21 protein-coding genes are annotated in these 24,094 nt (G+C 67.2%); 8 read left to right on the forward strand and 13 right to left on the reverse strand.

Annotation, left to right across the window (positions count from 1 at the left end; all coding sequences use genetic code 11):
• Positions 1-69 precede the first annotated feature (69 nt).
• The gene (locus HB681_RS25920) at positions 70-1,143 is read left to right on the forward strand and encodes a glycosyltransferase family A protein (protein WP_213957747.1); all 1,074 of its coding nucleotides are present in this window, start codon (positions 70-72) and stop codon (positions 1,141-1,143) included.
• A 51-nt stretch (positions 1,144-1,194) separates the two neighbouring features.
• On the opposite strand, the gene HB681_RS25925 is transcribed toward HB681_RS25920, so the two are convergent.
• Positions 1,195-1,764, reverse strand: coding sequence for a DUF2889 domain-containing protein (locus tag HB681_RS25925; RefSeq protein WP_213957748.1), 570 nt, complete (start codon positions 1,762-1,764; stop codon positions 1,195-1,197).
• A gap of 176 nt (positions 1,765-1,940) precedes the next feature.
• Between HB681_RS25925 and HB681_RS25930 the strand changes: the two genes are divergently transcribed.
• The 3 genes from HB681_RS25930 (at position 1,941) to HB681_RS25940 (ending at position 5,822) form a co-directional block, all read left to right on the forward strand.
• Positions 1,941-3,716, forward strand: a complete 1,776-nt coding sequence (locus tag HB681_RS25930; protein ID WP_213957749.1) for a long-chain-fatty-acid--CoA ligase — start codon at positions 1,941-1,943, stop codon at positions 3,714-3,716.
• Positions 3,717-3,732: 16 nt separating this feature from the next.
• The gene (locus HB681_RS25935; protein WP_213957793.1) at positions 3,733-5,286 is read left to right on the forward strand and encodes a long-chain-fatty-acid--CoA ligase; all 1,554 of its coding nucleotides are present in this window, start codon (positions 3,733-3,735) and stop codon (positions 5,284-5,286) included.
• A gap of 110 nt (positions 5,287-5,396) precedes the next feature.
• Positions 5,397-5,822 carry an RcnB family protein gene (locus HB681_RS25940; protein ID WP_213957750.1) on the forward strand — a complete coding sequence of 142 codons (426 nt, stop codon included), beginning with the start codon at positions 5,397-5,399 and terminating at the stop codon, positions 5,820-5,822.
• Positions 5,823-5,906: 84 nt separating this feature from the next.
• On the opposite strand, the gene HB681_RS25945 is transcribed toward HB681_RS25940, so the two are convergent.
• The 10 genes from HB681_RS25945 to HB681_RS25990 form a co-directional block, all read right to left on the reverse strand.
• The gene (locus HB681_RS25945) at positions 5,907-6,701 is read right to left on the reverse strand and encodes a crotonase/enoyl-CoA hydratase family protein (protein WP_213957751.1); all 795 of its coding nucleotides are present in this window, start codon (positions 6,699-6,701) and stop codon (positions 5,907-5,909) included.
• Entirely contained in the window at positions 6,702-7,685 is a 984-nt protein-coding gene (locus HB681_RS25950) for an acyl-CoA dehydrogenase (RefSeq protein ID WP_213957752.1), read from the reverse strand. It lies immediately after the preceding gene.
• A 19-nt stretch (positions 7,686-7,704) separates the two neighbouring features.
• Positions 7,705-8,865 (reverse strand): acyl-CoA dehydrogenase family protein, encoded by a 1,161-nt coding sequence (locus HB681_RS25955; RefSeq protein ID WP_213957753.1) that lies wholly within the window; start codon positions 8,863-8,865, stop codon positions 7,705-7,707.
• Positions 8,866-8,923: 58 nt separating this feature from the next.
• Positions 8,924-9,874, reverse strand: a complete 951-nt coding sequence (locus HB681_RS25960; RefSeq protein ID WP_213957754.1) for an SDR family oxidoreductase — start codon at positions 9,872-9,874, stop codon at positions 8,924-8,926.
• Positions 9,875-9,888: 14 nt separating this feature from the next.
• Positions 9,889-10,881 carry a tripartite tricarboxylate transporter substrate binding protein gene (locus HB681_RS25965; protein WP_213957755.1) on the reverse strand — a complete coding sequence of 331 codons (993 nt, stop codon included), beginning with the start codon at positions 10,879-10,881 and terminating at the stop codon, positions 9,889-9,891.
• Positions 10,882-10,904: 23 nt separating this feature from the next.
• Positions 10,905-12,029 carry an acyl-CoA dehydrogenase gene (locus HB681_RS25970; RefSeq protein ID WP_213957756.1) on the reverse strand — a complete coding sequence of 375 codons (1,125 nt, stop codon included), beginning with the start codon at positions 12,027-12,029 and terminating at the stop codon, positions 10,905-10,907.
• A gap of 6 nt (positions 12,030-12,035) precedes the next feature.
• Positions 12,036-13,208, reverse strand: a complete 1,173-nt coding sequence (locus HB681_RS25975; protein WP_213957757.1) for an acyl-CoA dehydrogenase family protein — start codon at positions 13,206-13,208, stop codon at positions 12,036-12,038.
• Positions 13,209-13,224: 16 nt separating this feature from the next.
• Positions 13,225-14,412, reverse strand: coding sequence for a lipid-transfer protein (locus HB681_RS25980; protein WP_213957758.1), 1,188 nt, complete (start codon positions 14,410-14,412; stop codon positions 13,225-13,227).
• A gap of 24 nt (positions 14,413-14,436) precedes the next feature.
• Entirely contained in the window at positions 14,437-15,576 is a 1,140-nt protein-coding gene (locus tag HB681_RS25985) for an acyl-CoA dehydrogenase family protein (protein WP_213957759.1), read from the reverse strand.
• A gap of 84 nt (positions 15,577-15,660) precedes the next feature.
• Complete coding sequence (locus tag HB681_RS25990; RefSeq protein ID WP_213957760.1) at positions 15,661-16,689, reverse strand: LacI family DNA-binding transcriptional regulator; 1,029 nt, start codon at positions 16,687-16,689, stop codon at positions 15,661-15,663.
• Between the two features lie 150 nt (positions 16,690-16,839).
• Here HB681_RS25990 and HB681_RS25995 point away from each other — a divergent pair, with 150 nt between their 5' ends.
• The 3 genes from HB681_RS25995 to HB681_RS26005 are packed head-to-tail and all read left to right on the forward strand — an operon-like array spanning position 16,840 to position 20,341.
• A complete protein-coding gene (locus HB681_RS25995; protein ID WP_213957761.1) occupies positions 16,840-18,204 on the forward strand; it encodes a nucleobase:cation symporter-2 family protein in 1,365 nt (454 codons plus the stop codon).
• Positions 18,201-19,631 carry an amidohydrolase family protein gene (locus HB681_RS26000; RefSeq protein ID WP_213957762.1) on the forward strand — a complete coding sequence of 477 codons (1,431 nt, stop codon included), beginning with the start codon at positions 18,201-18,203 and terminating at the stop codon, positions 19,629-19,631. Before HB681_RS25995 ends, HB681_RS26000 begins: the two co-directional genes overlap by 4 nt.
• Before the next feature lie 2 nt (positions 19,632-19,633).
• Positions 19,634-20,341 (forward strand): sulfite exporter TauE/SafE family protein, encoded by a 708-nt coding sequence (locus HB681_RS26005; protein WP_345944747.1) that lies wholly within the window; start codon positions 19,634-19,636, stop codon positions 20,339-20,341.
• A 55-nt stretch (positions 20,342-20,396) separates the two neighbouring features.
• On the opposite strand, the gene HB681_RS26010 is transcribed toward HB681_RS26005, so the two are convergent.
• Both HB681_RS26010 and HB681_RS26015 read right to left on the reverse strand, forming a co-directional pair.
• Positions 20,397-20,711 (reverse strand): type II toxin-antitoxin system RelE/ParE family toxin, encoded by a 315-nt coding sequence (locus HB681_RS26010; RefSeq protein ID WP_213957763.1) that lies wholly within the window; start codon positions 20,709-20,711, stop codon positions 20,397-20,399.
• The gene (locus tag HB681_RS26015; RefSeq protein ID WP_213957764.1) at positions 20,708-20,977 is read right to left on the reverse strand and encodes a type II toxin-antitoxin system ParD family antitoxin; all 270 of its coding nucleotides are present in this window, start codon (positions 20,975-20,977) and stop codon (positions 20,708-20,710) included. The genes HB681_RS26010 and HB681_RS26015 overlap by 4 nt, the downstream gene beginning before the upstream one ends.
• Positions 20,978-21,130: 153 nt before the next feature.
• Between HB681_RS26015 and HB681_RS26020 the strand changes: the two genes are divergently transcribed.
• Positions 21,131-23,962: a LuxR C-terminal-related transcriptional regulator gene (locus HB681_RS26020; RefSeq protein ID WP_213957765.1), complete on the forward strand. Its 2,832-nt coding sequence runs from the start codon at positions 21,131-21,133 to the stop codon at positions 23,960-23,962.
• Positions 23,963-24,094: the final 132 nt, after the last annotated feature.

A 24,094-nucleotide genomic window follows, 5' to 3' on the forward strand; every position in this document is an offset into this window, starting at 1 on the left:
CGGGCAGTTTGGTTGCAATTGATTCACCTGCATGGCCAAATGTGATCTATTGTTTCCATTGAACCGGACATGCTGATATCCATCCTCGTCCCCACTTTTCGGCGACCGCATCACCTTGCCGAGGCATTGGAAAGCCTGGCGCAGCAGGACCGGTCGCTGATTGGCGAGATCATCGTGGGCGACGACAGTCCGGTGGAATTCCGCGCCGGGAACCGCGCCACGATTGCCGCGAGCGGGCTCGAACCGCTGGTGCGCCATGTCATCAACGACCCGCCGCTGGGCAACTATCCGAACCAGTGCGCGCTCGGGAGCGCGGCGCGCTTCGACCACATCCTCATCCTGCATGACGACGACCACCTCTGCCCTGGTGCGCTGGCCACGCTGGCCCAGGCCTGCGCGAAAGAGACGGACGAGCGCGTGAAGATCTGGTTCGGCCGCAACGAAATCATGGACGAGAAGGGTCGGGTCGATCCGGTGCGAACCGCAACCAACCACAGGGACTACGGCAAGGAGGGGCCGGGCGCGGTGAAAACCGTGCGCGAATGGAGCCTCCAGCACGCGATCCCGCCGAACAGTTTCCTGATGCCCCGGACCACCTATCTCGCGCACATGTTCGGCGCCCGTGACGGCAACATCGGCGACTGGGGCCTGTCCATCAGGCTCGCGAATTCCGGCGCCCACGGGCGTTTCATTGCCCAGGACCTGGCGCGCTACCGTGTCCATGCCGAGTCGCTGACCAACTCGGGGCGGGGCGTGGATGCGCATCTCATGTACGAACTCGCGCAGCAGTTGAAGGTCTCCTCGCCGGAGCAGATCGAGGGCAGGAAGCGGCTGCTGCGCCAGTTCGCGGTCGTGGCGACCACCCGCTACCTCCGCGATGGCGAGCGTGCGGCGGCCTGGAAGTGCTTCCTGTCGCCTGATTGGCAATGGAAGCGGCGCCTTTCACCGCGTGGCGTCGTGACGCTCGGCATGTTGATGACGCCAGCCTTCGCCTGGCAATGGGCGATGGGCTATCGCGGTCCAGGCATTGCGCAGGTTCCAGTGGGGCCGGGTCGTCCTGCGATGGCGGTGGCGCAACCTTCATTCGGAGTCGCTGGTTTCGCCGGTCATGATGAGGTCGACGATCGGTCACCCAGGACCTGATACGACTTCGCAAGCAAAGGCAGTGCGCTGTGCCGGGCTGCCTGGAATCGACTACGCACCCCTTCGATGCAGGGGCCAGATGGCCTTGAGTGCCTCGCCATCGCTGCGATAGGCCTGGCAGGTGTCGGCGAGGCCGGGCTTGGGCAGCGGACCGGCGCCGGCGTGCAGCCTGCGCAGGTTGCCCCGCTCGCGCCCGAGCGCAAAGTAGCTCTGGATGGCCGTCGTCGCGGCGGGGCCGATCAGTTCGGTGAGATGGGTGCAGCCCCGATGGGCGCCGACCAGGCTGCGCACCCGCTTCGTGAAGCCGGGACCGATCTTCAGGCCGACGAGCACGTCGTAGATCGCGTTGCCTTCGGCGCAGTAAGGCGTGGGCGCGGCCTGTGTCTGCACTTGCAGGGCGCGGATCACCATGTCGCTGTCGACCGTCATGACGATGCGCATGCGATGCAGGTCTTCGCCCGGGCCAAGGGGCTTGAAGAAGAGATCCGAGCCATTGGGTGAGATGTCGCGCATCGTGCTCTCCACGTCCATCAGGCCGTCGTCGCGAAGGTAGGCGTTGCAGACGATCTCGCGCGTGTGGAGCAGGCGGCGGGCGGGCCCGCAAGGGGAATGGGGTTGCATGCTTCGTGTTCCTTGGGTTGCCCGTCGATGGTCGGTGCGGCGGGTGGCATGGGCACTACCCCGGGCGGGTGGTCTGCGGCGGGTCCGGCGTCACGGTGCCACCCGATCGGGGTGGCTGGAGCCAAGGGGTGCGCTGGTCTACTGGGCCGATTCCAGAGACAAAGCGGACGGCACCCATGCAAGAACCCAGCACCACCACGAGATCGTTTCATCCTTGCCCGACGCCGGCCGGCGTGGTCGAGCGACCCACCGGCGCGCTGGCCATCGATGCGGCACGGGCCCGCCAGGGGCTGCCGTGCGTGGCCCACATTCCAGAGACCAGCCTGTTCCGCAACCTGGAGGTTTCGGCGCAGCGCTATCCAGACAAGACGGCCATCCATTTCCAGGGCAGCGCCGTCACCTACGCCCAACTGCTGGGCGAGGTCGAGGCCATGGCGGGCTATCTGCAGAACGCCTGCGGTGTGGTGCCCGGCGAGCGCGTGATCGTGTTCAGCCAGAACTGCCCGCAGTTCATCGCGGCGTACTTCGCGGTCCTGCGTGCCGATGCGGTCTTCGTGCCGGTCAATGCGATGCTGCTGCGCGACGAGCTCGAACATATCGTTCGCGACAGCGGCACGGTGGCGGCTTTCGTGGCCAGCGAGTTGCTCGACCGCATCGAGCCCTTGCTTGGCAGCACCTCGCTGCGAAAGCTCATCGTGCATGCCTACGGCGATGCGCTGGGCGAGGAGGATGCCAGCCTGCCGACGCCGCAATGGCTGCGCACGCGCATGGCCGATGTCCGCCTGCCGCAGGACGCGGTCGCCTGGAACGATGCGCTGGCGCAGGCCTGCGTGCCGGCGCCGCATCGCGCCGGGCCTGACGACCTCTGCATGCTGCCCTACACCTCGGGCACCACCGGCAAGCCGAAGGCCTGCGTGCACACGCATCGCACGGTCATGACGTCGTGCGTGGGCTCCTCGCTCTGGCGCGGCACGAATCCGTCGTCGGTGTACCTTGCGGTGGCGCCGCTGTTCCACCTGCTGGGGCTGCAGAACAACGTCAATTCGGCGATCTTCTGGGGCGGCACGATCGTGCTGATGCCGCGCTGGGACCGCGAGGCCGCGGCGGTGCTGATCGAGCGCCATCGCGTGACCTTCTGGGCGGCGCTGCCGGCGATGCTCGTCGACTTCTTCGCGCAGCCCGGCATCGAACAGCGCAACCTCTGCAGCCTGTCGGTGGTCACCGGCGGTGGCGCGGCAACGCCGCAGCATGTCAACGACACGTTGAAGCAGCGCTACGGGCTCGACTACATCGAGGGCTACGGCCTCACCGAGAGCGCCAACTTCCTGTGCGCGAATCCGCTCTATCAGCCGAAGAAGGGATGCCTCGGCATTGCCACCTTCGGGGTGGACCTGCGCATCGTCGACCCGGAGACGCTGCAGCCCGTGCCGCAGGGCGAGGCTGGCGAGATCGTCGTGCATGCCGCGCAGATCATGCTCGGCTACTGGAACCATGCGGAGGCCAACGCGCAGGGCTTTGTCGTGATCGATGGCAAGCGCTACTTCCGCACCGGCGACCTGGCCAGCATGGACGCCGAGGGCTACGTCTTCATGCGCGATCGGCTCAAGCGGATGATCAACGCGTCGGGCTTCAAGGTCTGGCCAGCGGAGGTGGAGGCGGCGCTGCATGCGCACCCGGCCGTGCTGGAGGCCTGCGTGATCGCCTCGCCCGACCCCAAGCGCGGCGAGACGGTCAAGGCCGTGGTGACGCTGCGTGCCGGCAGCACCGAGGACAGCGCGAGCCTGCTGGCCTGGTGCCGGGAACACATGGCGGCCTACAAGGCGCCGCGCATCGTGCAAGTGGTCGATGCGCTGCCGAAGAATGCCACCGGAAAGATCGCCTGGCGCGAACTGCAGGAGCAGGAGGCGCGCGCCGTCTCCGCCCTGCGTGACGAAACCGTGCCCGCCCTCTGAAGGATCGACCATGACCATGTCCATGACGCTCGCGCTGCAGCGCTCGATGCAGGCCACGCCCGACCGCATCGCCACCGTGTTCCACGGCCGGCGCCAGACTTTCAGCGAATACGGTGAACGGGTGGCGCGCCTGGCCGGCGCCCTTCAATCCATCGGCATGAAGGGTGGCGACCGTGTCGGCATGCTGGGCGTCAACTCCGACCGCTGGCTCGAATGCCTGATGGGCGTGTGGTGGGGCGGCGGCGTGCTCAACCCAATCAACACGCGCTGGAGCGTGCCGGAGATCGTCTATTCGCTCGACGACAGCGACACGACGATCCTGATCGTCGACGATCACTTCCTGAACCGCGTCGAGGGCATACGCGCGACGGCCAAATGCGTGCCCATCTTCATCTATGCCGGCGACTGGCCGACGCCCGAAGGCATGCTCTCTTTCGAAGCCCTGATAGCCGACGCCAGGCCTGTAGCGGATGCGAACCGCGCCGGTGCCGACCTGGCCTGCATCCTCTACACCGGCGGCACCACGGGCTTCCCCAAGGGCGTGATGCACAGCCACTGGACGCTGTGGTCCATCGGCATCCAGCGCCTGGCGCAGACGCCGATGCCGGGCGAAAGCGTGGCGCTGCACGTGGCGCCCTTGTTCCACATGGGCGGCATCGGCCGCGCGCTGGTGCAGTTCATCGCGGGTGAGACGCATGTGCTGGCCCCGGCCTTCGACGCGCGCGAGGTCATGGCGACCATCGAGCGCGAACGCGTGACCGACCTGTTGCTGGTGCCGACGATGCTGCAGGCGCTCATCACGCACCCGGAGTTCGACTGCTTCGACCTGAGCAGCCTGAAGCGCATGGTCTATGGCGCATCGCCCATTGCCGAATCGGTGCTGGAGCGCGCGCTGGCCTTGCTGCCGGGCGTGGAGTTCACGCATTCGTACGGCATGACCGAATGCGGTGGCGTGACCTCCAACCCGCCGGAGAACCACGGGCCGGAAGGCCGGGCCTCGGGGCTCTCGCGTTCGGCCGGACGCGCCGGCTACGGCATTGCGGTGAAGCTGATCGACGACCGTGGCAACGAAGTGCCGCGCGGCGAGGTGGGTGAACTCATCATGCGCGGGCCCAACGTGATGCTCGGCTACTGGAACAAGCCGGAGGAGACGGCTCGCGCGCTGCGCGATGGCTGGCTCTACACCGGCGACGGCGCACGCATGGACGAGGGCGGCCATGTGTTCATCGTGGACCGCTTGAAGGACATGATCGTGAGCGGTGGCGAGAACGTGTACTCGGCGGAAGTCGAGAACGTGATCGCGCGGCATCCTTCGGTGCAGGCCTGCGCCGTGATCGCGGTGCCGCATGCGCAGTGGGGCGAGGCGGTGCATGCGGTGGTGGTGCGCAAGCCGGGCATGGAACTCGACGACACCGACCTTCACGTGCATTGCAAGTCCTTCATCGCGGGCTACAAGTGCCCCAAGAGCATCGAGTTTCGCGAGGCGCTGCCCTTGTCCGCGGCGGGCAAGGTCCTCAAGCGCGAACTGCGCGAGTCGCACTGGGCGGGGCGGGCGCGGCAGGTGAGCTGATGGCGGCGCTGTAGCCGTGCCTTGAGTCTTTACATTGCTGCATGCGCGCCGCACCTGCGCGACACATGGGGGCCCGACACTGAACTCGTCATCCAAACAAGGAGTTCAGAATGACCATCCGTTCCAAGACCATCGCCGTGATCGCCGCCACCCTGGCATTTTCGAGCGTCGGCAGCGCATTTGCGCAAGACCGCAACCACGGCCCGGACCGCGATGGACGCGACGGCCGGTACGAGCAACGCGACCCGCGCCAAGACGGCCGCCATGACAACAACGGCCAGTGGAGCAACGACCGCAACGATTACCGCGATGGCCGTCACGCCGACCGCCGCGCTTATCCGCAGCCGCATGCCGAATGGAAGCGCGGCGGCCGCGTGCCGAACGAATACCGCGGCGGCAACTACGTCGTGAATGACTACCGTGCCTACCACCTGAACTCGCCGCCGCGCGGCTACCAGTGGGTCGGTGTCGGCGGGGACTACGTGCTGGCTGCGATCGCCACCGGACTCATCGCGCAGATCATCGTCGGACAGTGACGTCAGGGCGGCTGGCATCGCCAGCCTGCAGAAGGCAGAACGCCGGCGGATGCCGGCGTTTTAATTGATGGGTGCGCAGGGCGCTCAGCCCTTGAATTCCGGCTTGCGCTTCTCGATGAAGGCCGAGACGGCTTCGTGATGATCGGCCGTCTGGTGCGACATCACCTGGAACGCCGCGGACATTTCCAGCAGCGTGTCGAGCCGGCTGTGCAATGCCTCGCGCAGCAGGCGCTTGGCCAGGCGCACGGCGTGCGGTGGGTTGGTAGCGATCTGCTCGGCCAGCGCGCGCGCCGTCGGCATCAACTGATCGCGAGACACCACGCGTGAGACCAGGTTCCATTCGGCGGCCTGCTTCGCATCGATCATCTGCCCGGTCAGCGTCAGCTCGGTCGCGCGCGAGAGGCCGATGATGCGCGGCAGCAGCCATGCACCGCCGTCGCCGGGGATGATGCCGAGCTTGACGAAGCTTTCCGCGAACTTCGCTTCTTCTGCTGCGACACGGATGTCGCACATGCAGGCGAGGTCAAGGCCGGCGCCGATGGCGTGGCCGTTGACCGCGGCGATCACCGGCACTTCGAGATTGAAGAGGGCCAGCGGCAGCTTCTGGATGCCGAGGCGGTATTCGCGGCGCAGCTCCATCGGCGCCATCTCGCTGTAGCGGCCCATGTCCTTGACGTTGCCGCCGGACGAGAAGGCCGTGCCTGCGCCCGTCAAGATCACGGCGCGCACTGAATGATCGGCGTGGATGCGATCGATGGCCGCGAGGAACTCGGGCACCGCGCTGTTGCCGGTGAGGGCGTTGCGGGCCTCGGGGTCGTTCATCGTCAGGGTGACGATGTGGCCGTCTTGCTCGTAGTTCAGGAATTTCTTGTCGCTCATTTAAAGGATCTCCTCCATTGCGAATTGCAGTACCGACGAGGCAGTGTGCCCCAGCAGCGCCTCGCCGACGATGCGGTTCCAGTAAGCCTCGCTGCCATCGGCCATGCGCCATTCGTGCAGGCGGCGGCTGTAGAGCTGGAGGTCGTATTCCTCGGTGACGCCGATGGCGCCGTGCAGGGCATGGGCCGTCGATGCGACCAAAGGCACCGATGTGCTGGTGCGTGACTTGGCGGTGGCTGTTGCGAGCAGGGCGGGGATGGTCGAGCCGGCCTTGAAGGCCAGTTCTGCCGCGACGCCGGCGCAGGCCACGTGTTCGGCCATCACGCTGAGCTGATGCTGGATCGCCTGGAACTTGCCGATGGCCTTGCCGAACTGAACGCGGTCGTTGCAGTAGCCGAGCGTCATCGAGAACATGCGCTCCATCGCGCCCGCCATGGCGGCGGCGTGCAGGGCGGCGCTGAACACCGCGACCTCGTTGCCGTTGCCGAGGATGGGTGTGCCTGCCGCCTCTTGGGTCCAGCGAAGCGACGCGACAAGGCTTCCGCGCACGCCGGTCGCAATGCGCTCGGCCTTCCTGCAGTCGAGCAGCACGAGCTGCCCGTCGATGTTGGCGAGCGCGAAGTCCGCGATGCTGCCGAACGCGACATTGGCCGCGCTGATCGATCCGTCCGCATTGCGAATCGCATGGCCCACGAGCGTGACCAGGCCTTCGGGCGCTGCCACGTCGCGCAGCAAGGCACGCGCTGCGATGCTCTGCGCCGCAGGGACGGGCACGGCGTGCCGGCCGAAGGCCACGAAGATCGGGAAGATCGCTTCGAGGTCGAGCCCTGCGCCGCCCGCGTCTTCGCTGGCCATGAGTTCGAGGAACCCGTTCTCGGCCAGCGACTTCCACAGTTCGGCAGGTGAGCCGCCGCTCTCGATTGCACGGATCGCAGCCGGCGTGCACTGGTCCATGAGGATGGCCTCGATGGCTTCTGTAAACATGTTCTTGTCTCCTTGTGCTTCAGCGCAAACCGAGGCCGCGCGCGATCATGCCGCGCAGGATTTCGCGCGTGCCGCCACGCAGCGAGAAGGTCGGCGAGATCTGGCTCAGGTAGGTGAGGGTGCGGTACAGGTCGGCGTCGACTTCGCGCGTCGGGTCGGCGGCGACGGCGGCCTCGATGGCGGCTGGAATCGTCTGCTCGAACTCGGTGCCGATGTCTTTCACCAGCGCCGCTTCGACCACGGGGCTTTCTCCGCGCGCCAGCTTGGTGGTCACGGCGACCGACAGGCTGCGCAGCGTGGCGAGTTGGGTCGTGAAGCCGCCGATCAATCCCGCATCGGATGGCGAGGCGCCTGCCTTGCGCAGTGAAGCCAGCCACGTGTCGAGCAGCACGATGCTGGAATACAAGCGCTCCGGCCCGCTGCGCTCGAAAGCCAGTTCGGCGTTCACCTGCATCCAGCCGCTGCCCTCGTCGCCGATGAGCGCGTCGTCCTTCAGGAACACGTCGTCGAAGGTCACTTCCGAGAAGTGCGCATCGCCCGTCAGGTCGACGATCGGGCGGATGTCGATGCCCGGCAGCGAGAGGTCGACGATGAGTTGCGACAAGCCGCCTTGCCGATCCTCCGGCGCACCCGAGGTGCGAACCAGCGCGATCATGTAGTGCGAGCGGTGCGCATTGGTCGTCCAGATCTTGCGGCCGGTCAGGCGCCAGCCGCCGTCGACCTTGGTCGCGCGCGTGCGCACGCTGGCCAGGTCGGAGCCCGAGTTGGGCTCGCTCATGCCGATGCAGAAGAAGGCCTCGCCGCGGCAGATGCGCGGCAGGTAGAAGTCCTTCTGCGCCTCGGTGCCGAACTTGTTGATCAGCGGACCGCTCTGGCGGTCAGCAATCCAATGGGCGGCGACCGGCGCGCCGGCTGCGAGCATCTCCTCGACGAGCACGAAGCGGCGAAAGGCATCGAGCCCCGCGCCACCGTATTGGGCGGGCAGCGTGATGCCGACCCAGCCGCGCTCGGCCAGTCGCCGGCTGAACGCCGCGTCGAAGCCCATCCACGTGCGTGCCCGCACTTCAGGTGCGGCGGGGTCCATCTGTTTTGCGAGGAACTCGCGCACTTCCGCGCGAAAAGCCTGCGCCTCCTTGGGCAACTGCGCAAGGCGAAATGCTTCGAGCAACTGGGTCGTCATTCCAAAATCTCCGTGCAATGCGGGGTGTGCTTGAAGCAGTCTCGCATGGCGATGGCGCTCACGCCGCCACTCCATCGACCTGAGGAATCTCGCCCGTCGTCAACGCGTTCGGCGCAGCCGTGTTGACCAGGTCCGGAATCAGGTCACCCAACTCTTCCACTGTCCAGCGCCCCGTCTTCTCGATGCGCGGACCGGCATGCCAGCCTTCGGCCACCGTGATGCGTCCACCACGCGCACCGAACACACGCCCGGTGATGCCGCTCGAAGCCTCGCTGCCCAGCCACGCCACCAGCGGCGCGACGTTCGACGGGTCGAGCGGGTCGAAGCCGGGCGCTTCGTTGCGGATCGCCTGCCACTTGGGGCTGGCGAAGATGTCTTCGGTCAGGCGGCTCGTCGCAGTCGGGTAGATGGCATTCACCGTGACGCCGTAGCGGTCCAGCTCGCGCGAAGCTATCACCGACAGCGCGGCGATGCCGGCCTTGGCTGCGCCGTAGTTCGATTGACCTGCGTTGCAATACAGGCCCGACGAGGAACTCGTGTTGATGATGCGCGCGACGCGCTGGCGTCCGGCCTTCGACTCTTCGCGCCAGTACGCAGCGGCGTGGCGCGAGGGCGCGAACGTGCCGCGCATGTGCACGCGGATCACGGCGTCCCAGTCTTCCTCTTCCATGTTGACCAGCGTGCGGTCGCGCAGGATGCCGGCGTTGTTCACCAGCACGTCGAGGCCGCCGAAGGCTTCGATGGCGCAGTCGATCATGCGCTTGGCACCTTTCCAGTCGGCCACGTCGTCGGCGTTGGCGATGGCTTGCCCGCCCATGGCTTCGATCTCGGCCACGACTTCCAGTGCCGGGCCGGTGGCCGAGCCGGGGCCGCCGTCACCGCGGCCGCCCAAGTCATTGACCACGACCTTGGCGCCCTGGCGCGCGAATTCGAGTGCGTACTCGCGGCCGATGCCGCGGCCAGCGCCGGTGATGACGACCACGCGGTCCTTGCAAAGTTGCTTGCTCATGTCTTGCTCCTGAATCATTTCTGCGAGATGTCGACCTGCTTCGACAGGGCGCGGTAGCGCGCGGTTTCGGAGGCGATCAACTCTCCCATTTCCTTGCGGCCGACGGTGTAGACCTCGGCGCCTGCCGTCTCGGTGACGTAGGTCTTGAACTCGGGTTGCGCCATTGCCTTGAGCAGCGCGGCCTCTAGCGTCTTCACCACCGGCTCGGGCGTCCTGGCGGCGACGCCAAGGCCGATCCACACATACAGGTCGTAGTTGGGCTGGCCGCTCTCACGCACCGTCGGCACGTTGGCGAGCTTGGGGTGGCGCTCCTTGCCGGTCACCGCCAACGCGCGCACCTTGCCCGAGGCGATGAGCGGCAGCGCGCCGCCGACGTCCAGCAGCGCGAGGTCCACCTGGCCGCCCATCAGGTCGGACTGGACCTGGCCGGGCGTCTTGTAGGGGATGTAGTTGAACTCCACGCCCGCGCCTTGCTGCAACATCAGCGCGCCGATGCGGTAGTGGTTGCTGTAGCTGGCCATGCTCACGGTCCGGGGCGACTTCTTCGCGGCGGCCATCGCTTCGGCGTAGGTCTTGTAGGGCGACGAGGCGCCGGTCACGAGCACCGCGGCGCTGCGCAGCATGGTCGCGACGGGGCGCAGGTCTTTCTGCGCGTCATAAGGCAGGCTGTCGTTGATGAGCGGGTTGATCACCATCGACGAGGGCGAGAGCATCAGCACGCTGTATCCGTCGGCGGGCGATGCCAGCAGGGCCTGCACGGCGAGCACGGCGTCGGCGCCCGGCTTGTTGTCGATGAAGGTGGACTGGCCCTGGAGTTCCGGCGTCACCAGCTTGGCGACCAGGCGCGTGATGGTGTCCGAACCGCTGCCCGGGCCCAGCGGCACGATGAAGCGCACGGGGTGCGAAGGGAAGGGGTCGGCGGCCTGCGCTTGTTGCAAGGGCAGGGCGAAGGTTGCCAGCGCGGTCAGCGCGGCGCCCAGCAGGTTCAAGGGCTTGAGGTATTTCATGCTTTGTCTCCGTGATGGATGGGTTACATGCGGGCGAGGCGCGCGGCCTGCGCGTCGACGTCGCCGAACAACTGGTCGAGTACGTGGATGCGACGCAGGCAGTGGCCCACGGCGTACTCCTCGGTCATGCCGATGCCGCCGTGCGACTGGATTGCCTGTTGGCACAGGGCGCGGGCGTAGCGGCCGATGGCGAGCTTGGCGCGGGGCAGGTCGGTGGCCGAGTTGCTTGCGTCTGCGTCGTCCACTGCGACAGCTGCGGCGATGGCCATGCTGCGAGCCAGTTCCAGCGCGACAGCCATCTCGGAGATGCGATGGCGCAGGGCCTGGTACTCGCCGATGAGGCGACCGAACTGCTTGCGGGTGTTGACGTAGGCGGTCGTGAGCGAGAACGCGGCTTCCATCGTGCCGACCATGTCGGCGCAGACGGCTGCGGTTCCGGCGGCGAGGGTGGCGCGGATGGCCGAGGCGGCGCTTGCGTGATCTGTTGCGTTGCCGAGCGGCTCCGCTGCGGTGCCGTTCAAAGCAAGTTCGCCTGCCGGCGTGTCATCGATGAGGCGGAAGGTGCGCAGCTTGGCGTTGGGCGCGTCGACGAGGAAGAGGGCGAGGCCGTCTTCGTCGCCGGGCTGGCCGCTCACGCGGGCGCTCACCACGAAGCGGCTGGCCGCACCGGCGTGCAGCACGAGCGACTTGGCGCCGTCGAGGCGCCATTGGTCACCGTCGCGGCGGGCACGCGTTTCAACCCACAGCGATTCATGGCGCCCGGCCGCTTCGTCATGCGCCCATGCCATGCGCAGTTCACCGTGGGCGAGTGCTGGCAGCAGTGCGTGCTTCTGCGCTTCTCTGCCTGCAGACAGCACGGCCGTCGAAGCCAGCACGCTCGACGACAGATAGGGCTCCAGCAAGAGCGCGCGGCCAAAGGCTTGCATGACAGGGAGCCGATCGCTCGCGCCACCGTCGAGGCCGCCGAATGCTTCGGGAATGCCCAGGGCCGTCACGCCGAGTTCGGCGAGCTTGTCCCACGCCGCTTCGCTCCATCCCGTCTGGGATCCGGCAATCACACGGCGCTGCTCGAAGCCGTAGTGGTCTTCCAGCAGGCGCGACAGGCTTTCCGCCAGCGCCTGCTGTTCGTCGTTCAATTCAAATTGCATGGCGCTTCATCCCAGGAGTGTCTTGGCCAGAATGTCCTTCTGCACTTCGCTGGAGCCGCCGTAGATGGTGGCTGCACGGAAGAAGAAGTAGCGGGGTGAGGCGGCAGCGAGCGGGTGCAGGGCATCCGGGCCTTCGCCATCGCGGCGCTCCAGGCCAGCGGGGCCGGCGAGGCGTGCGATCAGCGAGCTCAGCTCCTGCATCGTCTCCGAGCCCTTCACCTTCAGCACCGAGGCGAAGCCCGGGTTCTTGCGGCCGATCTCCGGGTCGAGCAGGAAGCGCCAGTTGGTCAGTTCCAGCGCGCGCACTTCGGCGCCGAGCATGGCCAGTTCGGTGCGCACCTTGGCGTCGTCGATCAAGCGCTTGCCGCCTTGCTGGATGTTCTCTGCCAGTTCATGCGCATAGCCCAGACGCTCCCAGCACAAGCCGATGCTCGCGATGTTGGTGCGCTCGCTGGCCAGCAGGTACTTGGCGCAGTCCCAGCCACGGCCTTCCTCGCCCACGAGGTTCTTCACCGGCACGCGCACCTTGTCGAAGAACACTTCGTTGAGGTGGTGCTGCCCGTCGATGGAAACGATGGGCCGCACGGACACACCCGGCGTCTTCATGTCGATCAGCAGGAACGAGATGCCGTCCTGCTTGCGCGCGCACTGCCCGGTGCGAACAAGCGCGAAGATCCAGTCCGCGTGATGGGCCGAGGTGGTCCAGATCTTCTGGCCGTCGACCACGTATTCGTCGCCATCGCGAACTGCCTTGGTCCGCAGCGAGGCGAGGTCCGAGCCAGAGTCCGGCTCGGAGAAGCCCTGGCAGAACCAGAGGTCGAGGCGCGCCAGCTTTGGCAGGAAGAACTTCTTCTGCTCCTCGGTGCCGAAGCGCAGCAACACCGGCCCCAGCATCGCGACGTTGAAGGGCAGCGGTTGCGGCGCGGCGGCGCGTTGCAACTCTTCGACGAGGATCAAGCGCTCGGCCGTACCGAGTCCCGCGCCGCCGTATTCCTGCGGCCAATGCGGCGCAGCCCAACCACGCTCATGCAGGATGCGCTGCCACGCCACGACGTCCTGCTTGCGGGCCGCGTGGCCCTTGCCCAGGCGCTCGCGGATCTCGGCCGGCAGGCGGTCGCGGATGAAGCAGCGCACCTCTTCGCGAAAGGCCGATTCGCTCGGGCTCAGTGTGAGGTCCATGTCGTTGGCCGCGTGCTCAGTTCTTGCCGTACAGCGTGACGACGCAGGCGCCGCCCAGGCCGACGTTGTGCTGCAAGCCGAGGCGCGCGCCTCCGACCTGGCGTTGGTCGGCGCTGCCACGCAGTTGATGCGTGAGTTCATAGCACTGGGCCAGGCCCGTCGCTCCCAGCGGATGGCCCTTCGACAGCAGGCCGCCCGAGGGGTTGATGACGACCTTGCCGCCATAGGTGTTGTCGCCGTCGTTCACGAACTTCTCGGCGCCGCCTTCGGGGCAGAAACCCAGCGTCTCGTAGGTGATGACTTCGTTCTGTGCGAAGCAGTCGTGCAGCTCGCACACGTCGATGTCATCCGGGCCGACGCCGGCCGCTTCATACACGCGCCTGACGGCCTTGCTCGTCATGTGCGTGCCGATCCAGCTCAGCATCGATGGTGGCTCGAAGGACTGCACCGGGTCGGTGACCATCGATTGCGCGAGGATCTGCACGTCGCTGCGCAGGCCGTGCTTCTTCGCGAAGCGTTCCGACACCAACAGCGCCGCTGCGCCGCCGCACGTTGGCGGGCAGGCCATCAGGCGAGTCATCACGCCGGGCAGGATCACTGCGTCGTTCATGACTTCTTCGGTCGTCACGATCTTGCGAAAGAGGGCGAGCGGATTGTTGGCCGCATGGCGGCTGGCCTTGGCGCGCACGGCCGCGAAGGTCTCCATGCTGCAACCGTACTTCTCCATGTATTCGCGGCCCGCGCCGCCGAAGGTGCGGATGGCTTGCGGCATGCCGTCCATGTCGGCCGTGAGGCCGCGCAGCACCGGCAGGAAGCGCTCGCGCGTCGGCGGGCGGTCGTCCCAGTGCGACTTGAGCGCGCCGGCCTGCATCTGCTCGAAGCCCAGTGCCAGCACGCAGTCCGCATCGCCGGAGGCAATCGCCTTGCGGGCGAGGTACAGCGCGGTCGAGCCGGTCGAGCAGTTGTTGTTCACGTTGACGACCGGAATGCCGGTCATGCCCACTTCGTACAGTGCGGTCTGGCCGCAGGTCGAGTCGCCGTACACGTAGCCCACGTAGGCTTCCTGCACTACGTCGTAGCTCACGCCCGCATCGGCGAGCGCGCCGCGGGTGGCCTCGGCGCCCATCTCGGTGTAGCTCAGGCTCTTGCCCGGCTTGGCGAACGGGATCATGCCGACGCCGGCGACGATTACTTTTTCAGTCATGTGATGGTCCTGGGGGATTAGGGGTCAGAGCTTGCGGCTGATGAGGTCGCGCTGGACTTCACTCGTGCCGCCGAACACCCGCGTGATGCGGTAGTCGGTGAAGGCCCGTGCAATCGGGTACTCCAGCATGTAGCCGTAGCCGCCGTGCAACTGCACCATCTCGTCGATGCACTTCCACAGTGTCTCGGTCGCGAAGAGCTTGGCGATCGCGGCTTCCTGCACGCTGATGCGGCGTGTCATGTGCTCACCGATGTAGTAGTCAACGAGCGTGCGCGCGGCCACGGTCTGCGCCTTGATGTCGGCCAGCTTGAACCTGGTGTTCTGGAAGTCCCACACCGTGCCGTCAAAGGCCTTGCGCTCCTTCACGTATTCGAGGGTCTGCTCCAGCAGGCGCTCCAACTTGGCCACGGAGTAGGCGGCGATGATCAGGCGCTCCTGCGCCAGTTCCTGCATCAGGCAGACGAAGCCCTTGTTCTCTTCGCCCAGCAGGTTGTCGACCGGCACGCGCACGTTGTCGAAGAAGAGTTCGGTGGTGTCGGCGGCGGGCTGGCCCACCTTGTCGAGCTTGCGGCCACGGCGGAAGCCGGCGCGGTCGGCCTCGACCATGATCAGGCTCACGCCCTTGGAGCCGGCCTTCGGATCGGTCTTGCAGGCCACCAGGATCATGTCGGCGTTGAGGCCGTTGCTGATGAAGGTCTTGCTGCCGTTGATGATGTATTCGTCGCCGTCGCGCACGGCGGTGGTGCGGATCGACTTCAGGTCGGACCCGGTGCCGGGCTCGGTCATGGCGATGGCCATGATCGTCTCGCCGCGGCAGATCTTCGGCAGCCAGCGCTGCTTCTGTTCCTCGGTGCCGAAGCGCACGATGTAGGGCGCAGTGATGTCCGAGTGCACCGACAGGCTGAAGCCCGAGACGCCCGAGCGATGCAACTCTTCGGCCAGCACGCAGGAATGGCCGAAGTCACCGCCACCGCCGCCGTATTCGGTCGGCACGGTCACGCACAACAGGCCTTCGCGGCCGGCCTTGAGCCAGGTCTCGCGGTCGGTGCGGCCGGCCTTGTCCCACTCGGCCTGCCGCGGCAGGCATTCACGCTCGAAGAACCGGCGCGCGGTGTCGCGCAGCATTTCGTGGTCTTCGCGGTAGACGGTACGGTTGATGTTCACAGGGTCTCCTTGTCTTGCAAGGATTCTGTGAGGCGGCACCCGTGGGGCAACTACCCCGATCGGGTGGCGGGGCGGGGTGGCCGTTCAGCCGCGCCGCACCGACGACTGCCGCGCCACCAACTGCGCCATCGGCCCCGAGGCCGAGCGTCGCGAGGTGTCGCCGCGCAGATGGTCGAACAGCAAGTCGATCGCCTGGTGCGCGACCTCGTCGAGGTGCAGGTCCACGGCCGTGAGCGGCGGCTCGCAGGTGCGGGCTCGCAGGCCGTCGTAGCGCGTGGCGACCATCACGTCGTCCGGAATGCGCCGGCCCGCGGCGCGGATGGCGCGGACCGCGCCCACCGCAAAGGCGTCGACCGGCACGCAGAACGCATCGATGTCGGGGTGCTTTGCGAGGAACGCCGCGGCAGCCTCTTCACCGCCGCCTTCGCCCTGCGACTCGTCGGCGGTGGCGAACAGGACAGGCTGCCCATGCTCGCCCGCGAACTCTTCATACGCCGCCCGAGCCTGCACATAGGAATTGCGCTGCGCCGAGCCCAGGATCATCGCGACCTTGCGCGCGCCCTGCGCGTGGAAGTGGTCGAGCAGGAGCCGTGTGGTCTCGCGCGAATGGATGTCCACGTGCGGCACGGCCTCGCGGGCGCCGTAGGGCTTGCCGATGGCGACCACCGGCAGGCCGCGGCGCTTCAGGTACTCCAGATTGGCGTCGCCCGCCGAGGGCTCGATGACCAGCGCGCCGTCCACCTCCAGCAATTCGAGCGGCACCTTGCCGTTTTCCATCGGCGGGGCGAGCACGAGGGCGAGGCTGCGGTCCAGCGCCGCAGCGGCCGCGACCGCGGCAATCTCCATCATGAAACCCAGCCGCGACGGCCCGCCCGCTACCGCGAACGGCATCGAGGACAGCAGCACGATCATGTGCGCCTCGCCGGTGCGCAGGCGCTGCGCATGCCGGTTGGGCCGGTAGCCGAGTTTCAGCGCGGCCTTCTCGACCCGCGCCCGCGTCTGGGCGTCGACCTGCCCGCGCGCGTTGAGCGCATGCGACACGGTGGTGGGGGACACGCCAGCCTCCCGGGCCACGTCCTTGATGTTGACTCGCCTGGCCTCGCCTGAAACCATTTTTGTTGACCTTTTCTTGAAACGGTGATTCAATCCCCAAATCGTTTTGGGCCACGCCCTGAAATGTACCCCACCCCGCCACCCGGCGGATTTTTTTGAGCTGGCGCCCAAATCGATTTGGGCGTCGGTCCGGTCAGAAGGAAATCGATCATGTCCCGTGCTTCCGATACGCCTCCCGTGGATGCCGTCCTGCCCTGGTCGCAGATGCTGCTGTTCGGCTTGCAGCACGTGCTGGTGATGGCGGCCGTACCGATCACCTCGGTCTTCCTCGTGGCCAAGGCGCTCGGCTTGTCACCAGCGCTGACCGTGAACCTCATCAGCGCGACCTTCCTGCTGTGTGGCATCGGCACGCTGCTCCAGTCCTTCGGGCCGGGCAAGTTCGGCGCCAAGCTGCCCTTCGTCATGGTGCCCGGCGGCGCGCCGATCGTGATGTTCCTGACCATCGCGCAGCAACGCGATCTGCAGACCGCATCGGGCGCGGTCATCCTCACGGCGCTGTTCTACTTCCTCGTGCTGCCGGTGTTCTCGCGCTGCATCCGCTTCTTTCCGAAGATCGTCATTGGGACGTTGCTGATGCTGGTGGCGATCAACCTGGTCAAGGTGTACGGCGGCATCATCGCGGGCAAGGCCGGGACGCCCGGCTTTGCGGACCCGGCCCACATCGGACTGGCGCTGGCAACCATTGCCTTCACGCTGCTGTTTGCGCGGATCTTCAAGGGCATGCTCGGTCAACTCGCGGTGTTGCTGGGCTTGGTGGCGGGCACGGTCCTCGCGGCGGTGTGCGGCATGATGGATTTCAGCGGCGTCGCAGCCGGGCCGGTGTGGAGCGCGCCGAGCCTGCTGCCTTTCGGCATGCCGCACTTCGACGTGGTGGCGGCCTTGCCGCTGCTGATCTTCAGCGTGATCTCGATGGTCGAAGCCACCGGCCAGACCATCGCCGTCGCGGAAGTCGTCGGCAAGAAGATCGAACCGCGCGACGTGGTGCCGCGCACCATCCGTGGCGATGCGCTGATGTCGCTGGTGGGCGGGTTCTTCGGCACCTCGATGATCATCACCAGCGGCGAGAACATCGGCATCGTGCGCGCGACCAACGTGCGTTCGCGCTACGTGACGGCCACCGCGGGCGCCATCCTCGTGTTCATCTCGCTGACGGCGCCGCTGGGCCGGCTGGCCAGTGCCATTCCGGAGGCGGTGGTCGGCGGCACGGCCATGGTGGTGTTCGCGATCATCGGCACCATCGGCATCGACATCCTGCGCAGGGTCGACCTGCATGAGCGCAGCAACATGTTCGTGCTGGCCGGCGCGCTGACGATGGGCTTGCTGCCGATCCTCGTGCCAGGCCTCTACAGCAAGTTCCCGGCGACCCTGCAACTGGTGCTGGGCAACGGCCTGGCCATGGGCGCGATCACCGCGATCGTGCTCAACATCGTATTCAATCACCTCGCCGTGGCGCGCCGCGACGACAACCCCAACAACGATACGGCGGCGCCCGAGCAGGTGCCGGCAGCCCAATGACCACTTTCCCTCAACATGACGCGCTGTGCCACGGCGCATTCGCGGCCGATACCTTGCTGCTTGCCCCCGATCACCTGATGCTGCGCGAAGGACTCGTGCGCGACCATGCGGTCCTGGTGCAGGACGGCCAGTTCCGCGACATCGGCCCGGAGGCGGAGATCGCCGCGCGCCATCCGCAACTCACACCCATCCACTTGCCGGGCAAGGTGCTGATGCCCGGCATGATCGACGCGCACCATCACCTGACGCAGTCCTTCGGCAAGTCGCTGGCCTACGGCGAGCCATCCGAAATCTTTCGCCGCGTGTGGGTGCCACTGGAAGCGAGCCTGGACGATGAGTTCGTCCACGGCGTGTCCAAGCTGGCCGCGCTCGAGTCGCTGCGCGGCGGCTTCACGACCGTGTGCGACGCCGGCACGCGCGCCAAAGGCGACATCGCCGCGCTGGCCGCCGCCACGCAGGAGGCGGGGTTGCGCTGCGTGCTGGGCCTGATCTGCAACGACGGCGGCAACGACAGCGCGCCGGAGGTGCGCCGCGCCCTCAAGGCACGCGCAACGCAGTTCATGCAGGAGTGGTCGGGCGCGCGGCTGGTTCATCCTTCGCTGGCGATATCGGTGCCGGAAGCGGCTTCGGACGAGATGCTGGTGGCCGTCTCCGCGCTGTGTGCCGAAGCCGGCGCGATCTTCCAGACGCACGTCAACGAGCACCTGGCCTCGGTCGAACGCTCGGTCGTGCAGCGCGGCATGCGGCCGCTGGAACTGCTGGCGCACCTGGGCGCGCTCGGACCGCAGGTGCTCATCGCGCACGGCACGCTGGTCACGCCGTCGGAGCTCAACCTGCTGCGCCAGACCGACACCGCCGTCAGCTACAACCCGGTTGCCAGCCAGTGGAAGGGTAACGCGGTGGCGCCGGCCAACCTGATGGCCGCGCTGGGCATCCGCTTCGGGCTGGGCACGGACGCGACACGCAGCGACGCGTTTCGCCTCATGGACGCCGCCGAGGCCGCGCAGAAGCTGGCCTTCGGGCTGGCCACCGGCGATGCATCGTGCGGCGGCGGCTGGACCTGGCTCGACCATGCCACGCATGAAGGCGCACGGGCCATCGGCCTGGGGCACCTCATCGGCGAGATCGCGGTTGGCAAGGAGGCAGACTTCCTGCTGGTCGATGTCGATACGCCGGAGCTGTGCACCTCGGTCGACCTGATCTGGGACCTGGTGCGGCTGGGCAATCGGGACCAGATCGACGCGGTCTTCGTCGCGGGCAAGCTGCGCTTGTGGAAGGGCTGGCCGACGGATTGGGACGCGCGCGCGCTGATGCGGCAGGTCTCCCGCATGGCCGGTGACGCGATTGCTCGCGCGCCGATCCAGCGCCTGCATCCGACGGCGCAGAAGCATCGGGAACGGGTGATGGCCGGGGAGGCCGTCCAGTGAGCGTGCAACAGTTGCTCCTCATCTCGATGGTCGTGGTATTTGCGGCATTCGTGCAGGGCGCGACCGGCGTGGGCTTCGCGCTGATCGTCGCGCCGGTGATCGGCATCCTGAAGCCTGAGTTGTTGCCGGTGTGCGTGCTGGTGTTGATGCTGCCGCTGAACCTCTATGTGCTGTGGCGCGAGCGTGGGGCGATCGACCGCATCGGCGCCAGCTGGATCACCGGCGGGCGCATCGTCGGAACGGCCGGCGGGCTGTGGGTGCTGGCGGTGCTGACTGCCAGCCAACTCGCCTTGTTCGTGGGACTGTCGACGGTTGCGGCCGCGGTCGTCACGCTGATGATGCCGGCCTTCTCCCCCAACCGGCCGGCCTTCATCGGGGCAGGGCTGGTCACCGGCATCACGGAGACCGCCACCGGCATCGGCGGGCCGCCGCTGGCCTTGGTCTACCAGCACCATGCGCCGGCGATCATGCGGTCGACGATTGCGCTGTGCTTTCTGGTGGGCGAGCTGGTGTCGCTGGCCACCTTGATGGCGACGGGGCGTATCGAGGCGCCGCAACTCAGCGCGGCGGCGAGCCTGCTGCCGGCACTGCTGATCGGCGCGGGGCTCAGCCGGGTGGTGCATCACCGGGTCAACGGGCGGTTCCTGCGGGCCTTTGTGCAGGTGTTCGCGATCGTGTCGGGGGTGGTGTTGTTGGTGCGGGCGGCGTGAGGGCGGTCGGCTGAATCCATGTCGCGCCAGCAGTGCTCAGGGCCGCTCCAGCGATTCAGTGATCGAGGTCGTCCTGAAGAACCGATTCGTAGTCCTGGCTGCCGTAGAACACACCGATGATGGACACCTGCTCGCCATCCACGCCAAATGCGATCACAGCGCGCTTCCTGTAATTGGTCATGCGAAGACCGGGCCGGACATCGTCACGCCGGGTGCCGCGATGCGGGAAGGTGGAGAGACCCTCGCAGTAGCTCACGATGGCTTCGGTGTACTGCATTGCAATGTCGGGCGAGGCCGCGTCTGCGATGTAGTGATGCAGAGCCACAAGCTGGTCTTCGGCCTCGGGTGAGAAGACGACGCGATATCTCATCGCGCCTTGTTGTGTTCGGCCGCAAGGCGGGCGCGCACCTTGTCGATGGTGACAGCCCGCGAGGGATCGGCTTTCAGCGCGTCGTAGGCGGGGCCCACTTGCTGGTGAAGCCAGCTTTCGACGGCTCGATCACGTGCAAGAAGAGCACGCAGTCCGTCGCGGATTACCTCGCTCTCAGTGGCGTACTCACCGGTTTTCACCTTGGACTTCACGACTTCGGCCATGTCGTTCGGCAGGGTGATGCTCAGTTGCTGGGTTGTTCGCATGGCGGGCCTCCGGATGCGGGAATGGGATTTAATCCTACTTGAATCGGTCATCCGGCGTCCAGTCCACGGCGCATGCAGGAAGGTGATCAAGGAAACCGTCAAGGTTCCCGTATGGCGTGAACACGCAAGCGCGCGCCACAATCCTTCCCGCCCATGCCCACCAAGCCCCAGCCCCGCAAGTCCGAACGACCGCCCGAAGCCTCCACGCTGAAGCCACTGGTCACCACCAAGATGGTCCCCCCGCGCAGCGCCGGCCGCATCGTCGCGCGCGAGTCGCTGCTCACCCGCCTGATGGAAGCTCGCCGCCGCCGCTGCCTCGTGCTGCAAGGCCCGGCTGGCGCCGGCAAGACCACCACGCTGGTCGCCTGGCGCCAGGCGCTGCTGCCGCTGGGCTTCGACGTCGCCTGGCTCACGCTGACCCCCGAGGACAACGAACTCACCCGCCTGCTCGACTACCTGCTGGCCAGCCTTGCGCAGGCCGCGCCCGGCGTCACGCAGGAGGCGGCAGACTTCGCCGGCCGCGGCGTCGACAGCGAGGCCGTCGAGCGCACGCTGATCGCGCTGGTGCGCTCCATCGCCGCGCACCCGCGCGACCTGGTGCTGGTGCTCGACGACCTGCACCACCTGACCGACCCGCGCATCCACGAGGCCTTGCAATGGATGCTCGACTACGCCCCCGCCAACCTGCACCTGATGCTGGCTTCGCGTAGCGCCGCGCCCGTGTCGCTGGAGCGCCTGCGCGCCGAAGGCCAGGTGCTGGAACTCGACGTGCGCGACCTGCGCTTTTCACCCGCGGAATCGGAGCGCTTCCTGCAATCGCAGCTCGGCAGCATCGAGCACCGCGACGCGATGCTGCTGCACGAACTCTCCGACGGCTGGGCCGCCGGCTTGCAACTGTTGGCCATCAACTGGAAGAAGCGCCGGCAGGAGCTGGCCGCAGGCGCGTCGTCAGCGGACGCCAAGGCTCCCGGCGACTTCGTGCGCACGCATGTGCAAGACCCGCAAGCCTTCGCCGCGTACTTTGAAAAGGAAGTGCTGTCGCGCCTCTCGCCGCTGGAACTGGACCTGCTCATCAGCGTGTCGGCATGCAGCCGATTTTGCGCGCCGCTGTGCGCCGTGCTGCTTGGCCGTTCCGAAGGCGATCCCGCCATGGCGCCCTTGCTCGCGCGGCTCGAAGCCGAGAACCTCTTCATCGTGCCCGTGGAAAGCGGCGCCGAGCGCGAGACCTGGTACCGCCTTCACCCGCTGCTGCGCGAAACCCTGCGCGAGCGCCTCGGCGCGCGCAGCGGGGCCGACCGGCAACAGGTGCACCGCATCGCCTGGCAATGGTTTCGCGACCACGGCCACATCGACGAAGCCGTGCGACAGGCCGTCGCGGCGGGCGAGGGCGCGGCCGCCGCGGCGCTGGTTGAAAAGTCCGCCAACGGCCTGGCCGTACGCGGCGAACTGCGCAAGCTCATCGGCGTGGTGCGCCAGTTGCCCCCCGCGCAGGTGCAGGCGCGCGTCGGCCTGCGGCTGTGGATGATCCGGGTGGAACTGTTCGCGCGCGAGTTCGCCGCCTTTGCCGACAACGTCGAGCGCCTTCGCAAGGACATCCCGCCCGACGACGCCGTCAGCCACTTCTCGCTCACGCTGGTGCAGGCCACGCTGGCCGTGCAACGGGACGACACCGACGCCGCCATGGCCCTGCTGCCGCGCCTGCTCGCAGCGCCCGAAGGCGCGGACGCCATGGCTATCGGCGGGCGCGACAACATCCTGTCGTGGCTCTGCATGCACCGCGGCGAATACGACCGCGCGCGGCGCATCCAGCAGGACAACCCCATCCGCCTGATCAACGGCGTGCCCTTGCGCGGCACGGCGTCGGGCACGCTGCAAGGCCGCGCCCTGGTCGGCCTGAGCTACGCCATGGAAGGCCGCATGACGCAGGCCGAGCGCATCTACCGCGACGTGCTGCGCGAAGCCAACGAAGGCGGCAGCGCGTGCGTCGATCCGGCCTACCTCGCCACCGCGCTGCTGGGCGAAGTGCTCTACGAACACGACGAAGCCGACGCCGCCTTGCAACTGCTGGAAGACCGCGTCGATGCGCTGGAGCGCGTGTCGATTCCCGACTCCGTGCTGCGCGTGCACCGCACGCTGGCCGCATCGCACTGGGTGGCGGGGCGCAGGATGGAAGCGATGGCGTGGCTGGAGCGGCTGGAGGACTACAGCGCTGGGCTGGGCCTGGACCGCCTGTTGGTGTACAGCCTGGTACTGCAGATGCAGTATCGCTTGCAGATGGGCGAGGTGGCGGAGGCTGAAATTGCACTGACGCGCGCCAACGAGATCGATGCGCGGCATGCGAATGCGGCGCAAAGCGCGCTGGGCGAGATCGCCGTCGTGACCGAGCGGGCGCGCATCAAGTGGGCGATGGCGCGCGGGGATCTGGATGACGCGGCAAGGCGCATCGAGCCGCTGATTGCGAACATCGAGCTGCGCGGGCGGCAGCGGTTGATTGCGCAGTTGAAGTTGATGCAGGCGACCATCGAGCGGCGCCGCGGGCGGATGGATGCGGCGAGGGAGTGCACGGTGGCTGCGCTGAGGCGCGGGCATCGGCTGGGGTTGGTGAGGAGCTTGCTGGATGCGGATCCGGGGGTGTTGGGGCTGGTGGCTGAAGTCGCCAAGGATGCGCGGTTGGATCCGGTGTTGGGGTTTTATGCTGAGAGGTTGGGGAGTGCGGGCAGGTCGGCGTCGGCGGGCGAGGGGACGGTCGGTAAAGGCGGAGCAGCGGATGCGTCAAGGCGACCCGTCGAACCATTGAGCGAGCGCGAGCGGGATGTGTTGGGCCTGCTCGCCCAGGCAATGCCCAACAAGAAGATTGCCCTGGCACTCGGGCTGTCGATCGATACCGTGAAGTGGCATCTGAAGAACATCTACGGGAAGCTCGGCGTTGCGGGGAGGGATGAGGCGGTGGCTTGGATGCGGGTCTCCGGGCTTGGGGGAGCCTGAAGTGCGACCGCTCGTTCTGACTGAATGCAGGCGGTGGGTTCGGACAGTCGTGCGGCTGAGTGGGGCCCATCTCAGACCGTCAGCATCGACCACTGTCCGGCGGGTCCGCAGCGTCAGCCGTCGACGATGACC

Origin of the sequence: Variovorax sp. dw_954 (assembly GCF_018449755.1) — a bacterium.
Classification (GTDB): Bacteria; Pseudomonadota; Gammaproteobacteria; order Burkholderiales; family Burkholderiaceae_C; genus Variovorax.

What these genes read in the sequence shown, in the direction of transcription:
- HB681_RS25995 (WP_213957761.1), top strand. Translation starts at nt 16,840, where the DNA reads ATGTCCCGTGCTTCCGATACGCCTCCCGTGGATGCCGTCCTGCCCTGG.
- HB681_RS25960 (WP_213957754.1), bottom strand. Translation starts at nt 9,874, where the DNA reads ATGAGCAAGCAACTTTGCAAGGACCGCGTGGTCGTCATCACCGGCGCT.
- HB681_RS26000 (WP_213957762.1), top strand. Translation starts at nt 18,201, where the DNA reads ATGACCACTTTCCCTCAACATGACGCGCTGTGCCACGGCGCATTCGCG.
- HB681_RS25920 (WP_213957747.1), top strand. Translation starts at nt 70, where the DNA reads ATGCTGATATCCATCCTCGTCCCCACTTTTCGGCGACCGCATCACCTT.
- HB681_RS25925 (WP_213957748.1), bottom strand. Translation starts at nt 1,764, where the DNA reads ATGCAACCCCATTCCCCTTGCGGGCCCGCCCGCCGCCTGCTCCACACG.
- HB681_RS25965 (WP_213957755.1), bottom strand. Translation starts at nt 10,881, where the DNA reads ATGAAATACCTCAAGCCCTTGAACCTGCTGGGCGCCGCGCTGACCGCG.
- HB681_RS25980 (WP_213957758.1), bottom strand. Translation starts at nt 14,412, where the DNA reads ATGACTGAAAAAGTAATCGTCGCCGGCGTCGGCATGATCCCGTTCGCC.
- HB681_RS25945 (WP_213957751.1), bottom strand. Translation starts at nt 6,701, where the DNA reads ATGAGCGACAAGAAATTCCTGAACTACGAGCAAGACGGCCACATCGTC.
- HB681_RS26010 (WP_213957763.1), bottom strand. Translation starts at nt 20,711, where the DNA reads ATGAGATATCGCGTCGTCTTCTCACCCGAGGCCGAAGACCAGCTTGTG.
- HB681_RS25970 (WP_213957756.1), bottom strand. Translation starts at nt 12,029, where the DNA reads ATGCAATTTGAATTGAACGACGAACAGCAGGCGCTGGCGGAAAGCCTG.
- HB681_RS25990 (WP_213957760.1), bottom strand. Translation starts at nt 16,689, where the DNA reads ATGGTTTCAGGCGAGGCCAGGCGAGTCAACATCAAGGACGTGGCCCGG.
- HB681_RS25950 (WP_213957752.1), bottom strand. Translation starts at nt 7,685, where the DNA reads ATGTTTACAGAAGCCATCGAGGCCATCCTCATGGACCAGTGCACGCCG.
- HB681_RS26020 (WP_213957765.1), top strand. Translation starts at nt 21,131, where the DNA reads ATGCCCACCAAGCCCCAGCCCCGCAAGTCCGAACGACCGCCCGAAGCC.
- HB681_RS25955 (WP_213957753.1), bottom strand. Translation starts at nt 8,865, where the DNA reads ATGACGACCCAGTTGCTCGAAGCATTTCGCCTTGCGCAGTTGCCCAAG.
- HB681_RS25975 (WP_213957757.1), bottom strand. Translation starts at nt 13,208, where the DNA reads ATGGACCTCACACTGAGCCCGAGCGAATCGGCCTTTCGCGAAGAGGTG.
- HB681_RS25935 (WP_213957793.1), top strand. Translation starts at nt 3,733, where the DNA reads ATGTCCATGACGCTCGCGCTGCAGCGCTCGATGCAGGCCACGCCCGAC.
- HB681_RS25940 (WP_213957750.1), top strand. Translation starts at nt 5,397, where the DNA reads ATGACCATCCGTTCCAAGACCATCGCCGTGATCGCCGCCACCCTGGCA.
- HB681_RS25930 (WP_213957749.1), top strand. Translation starts at nt 1,941, where the DNA reads ATGCAAGAACCCAGCACCACCACGAGATCGTTTCATCCTTGCCCGACG.
- HB681_RS26015 (WP_213957764.1), bottom strand. Translation starts at nt 20,977, where the DNA reads ATGCGAACAACCCAGCAACTGAGCATCACCCTGCCGAACGACATGGCC.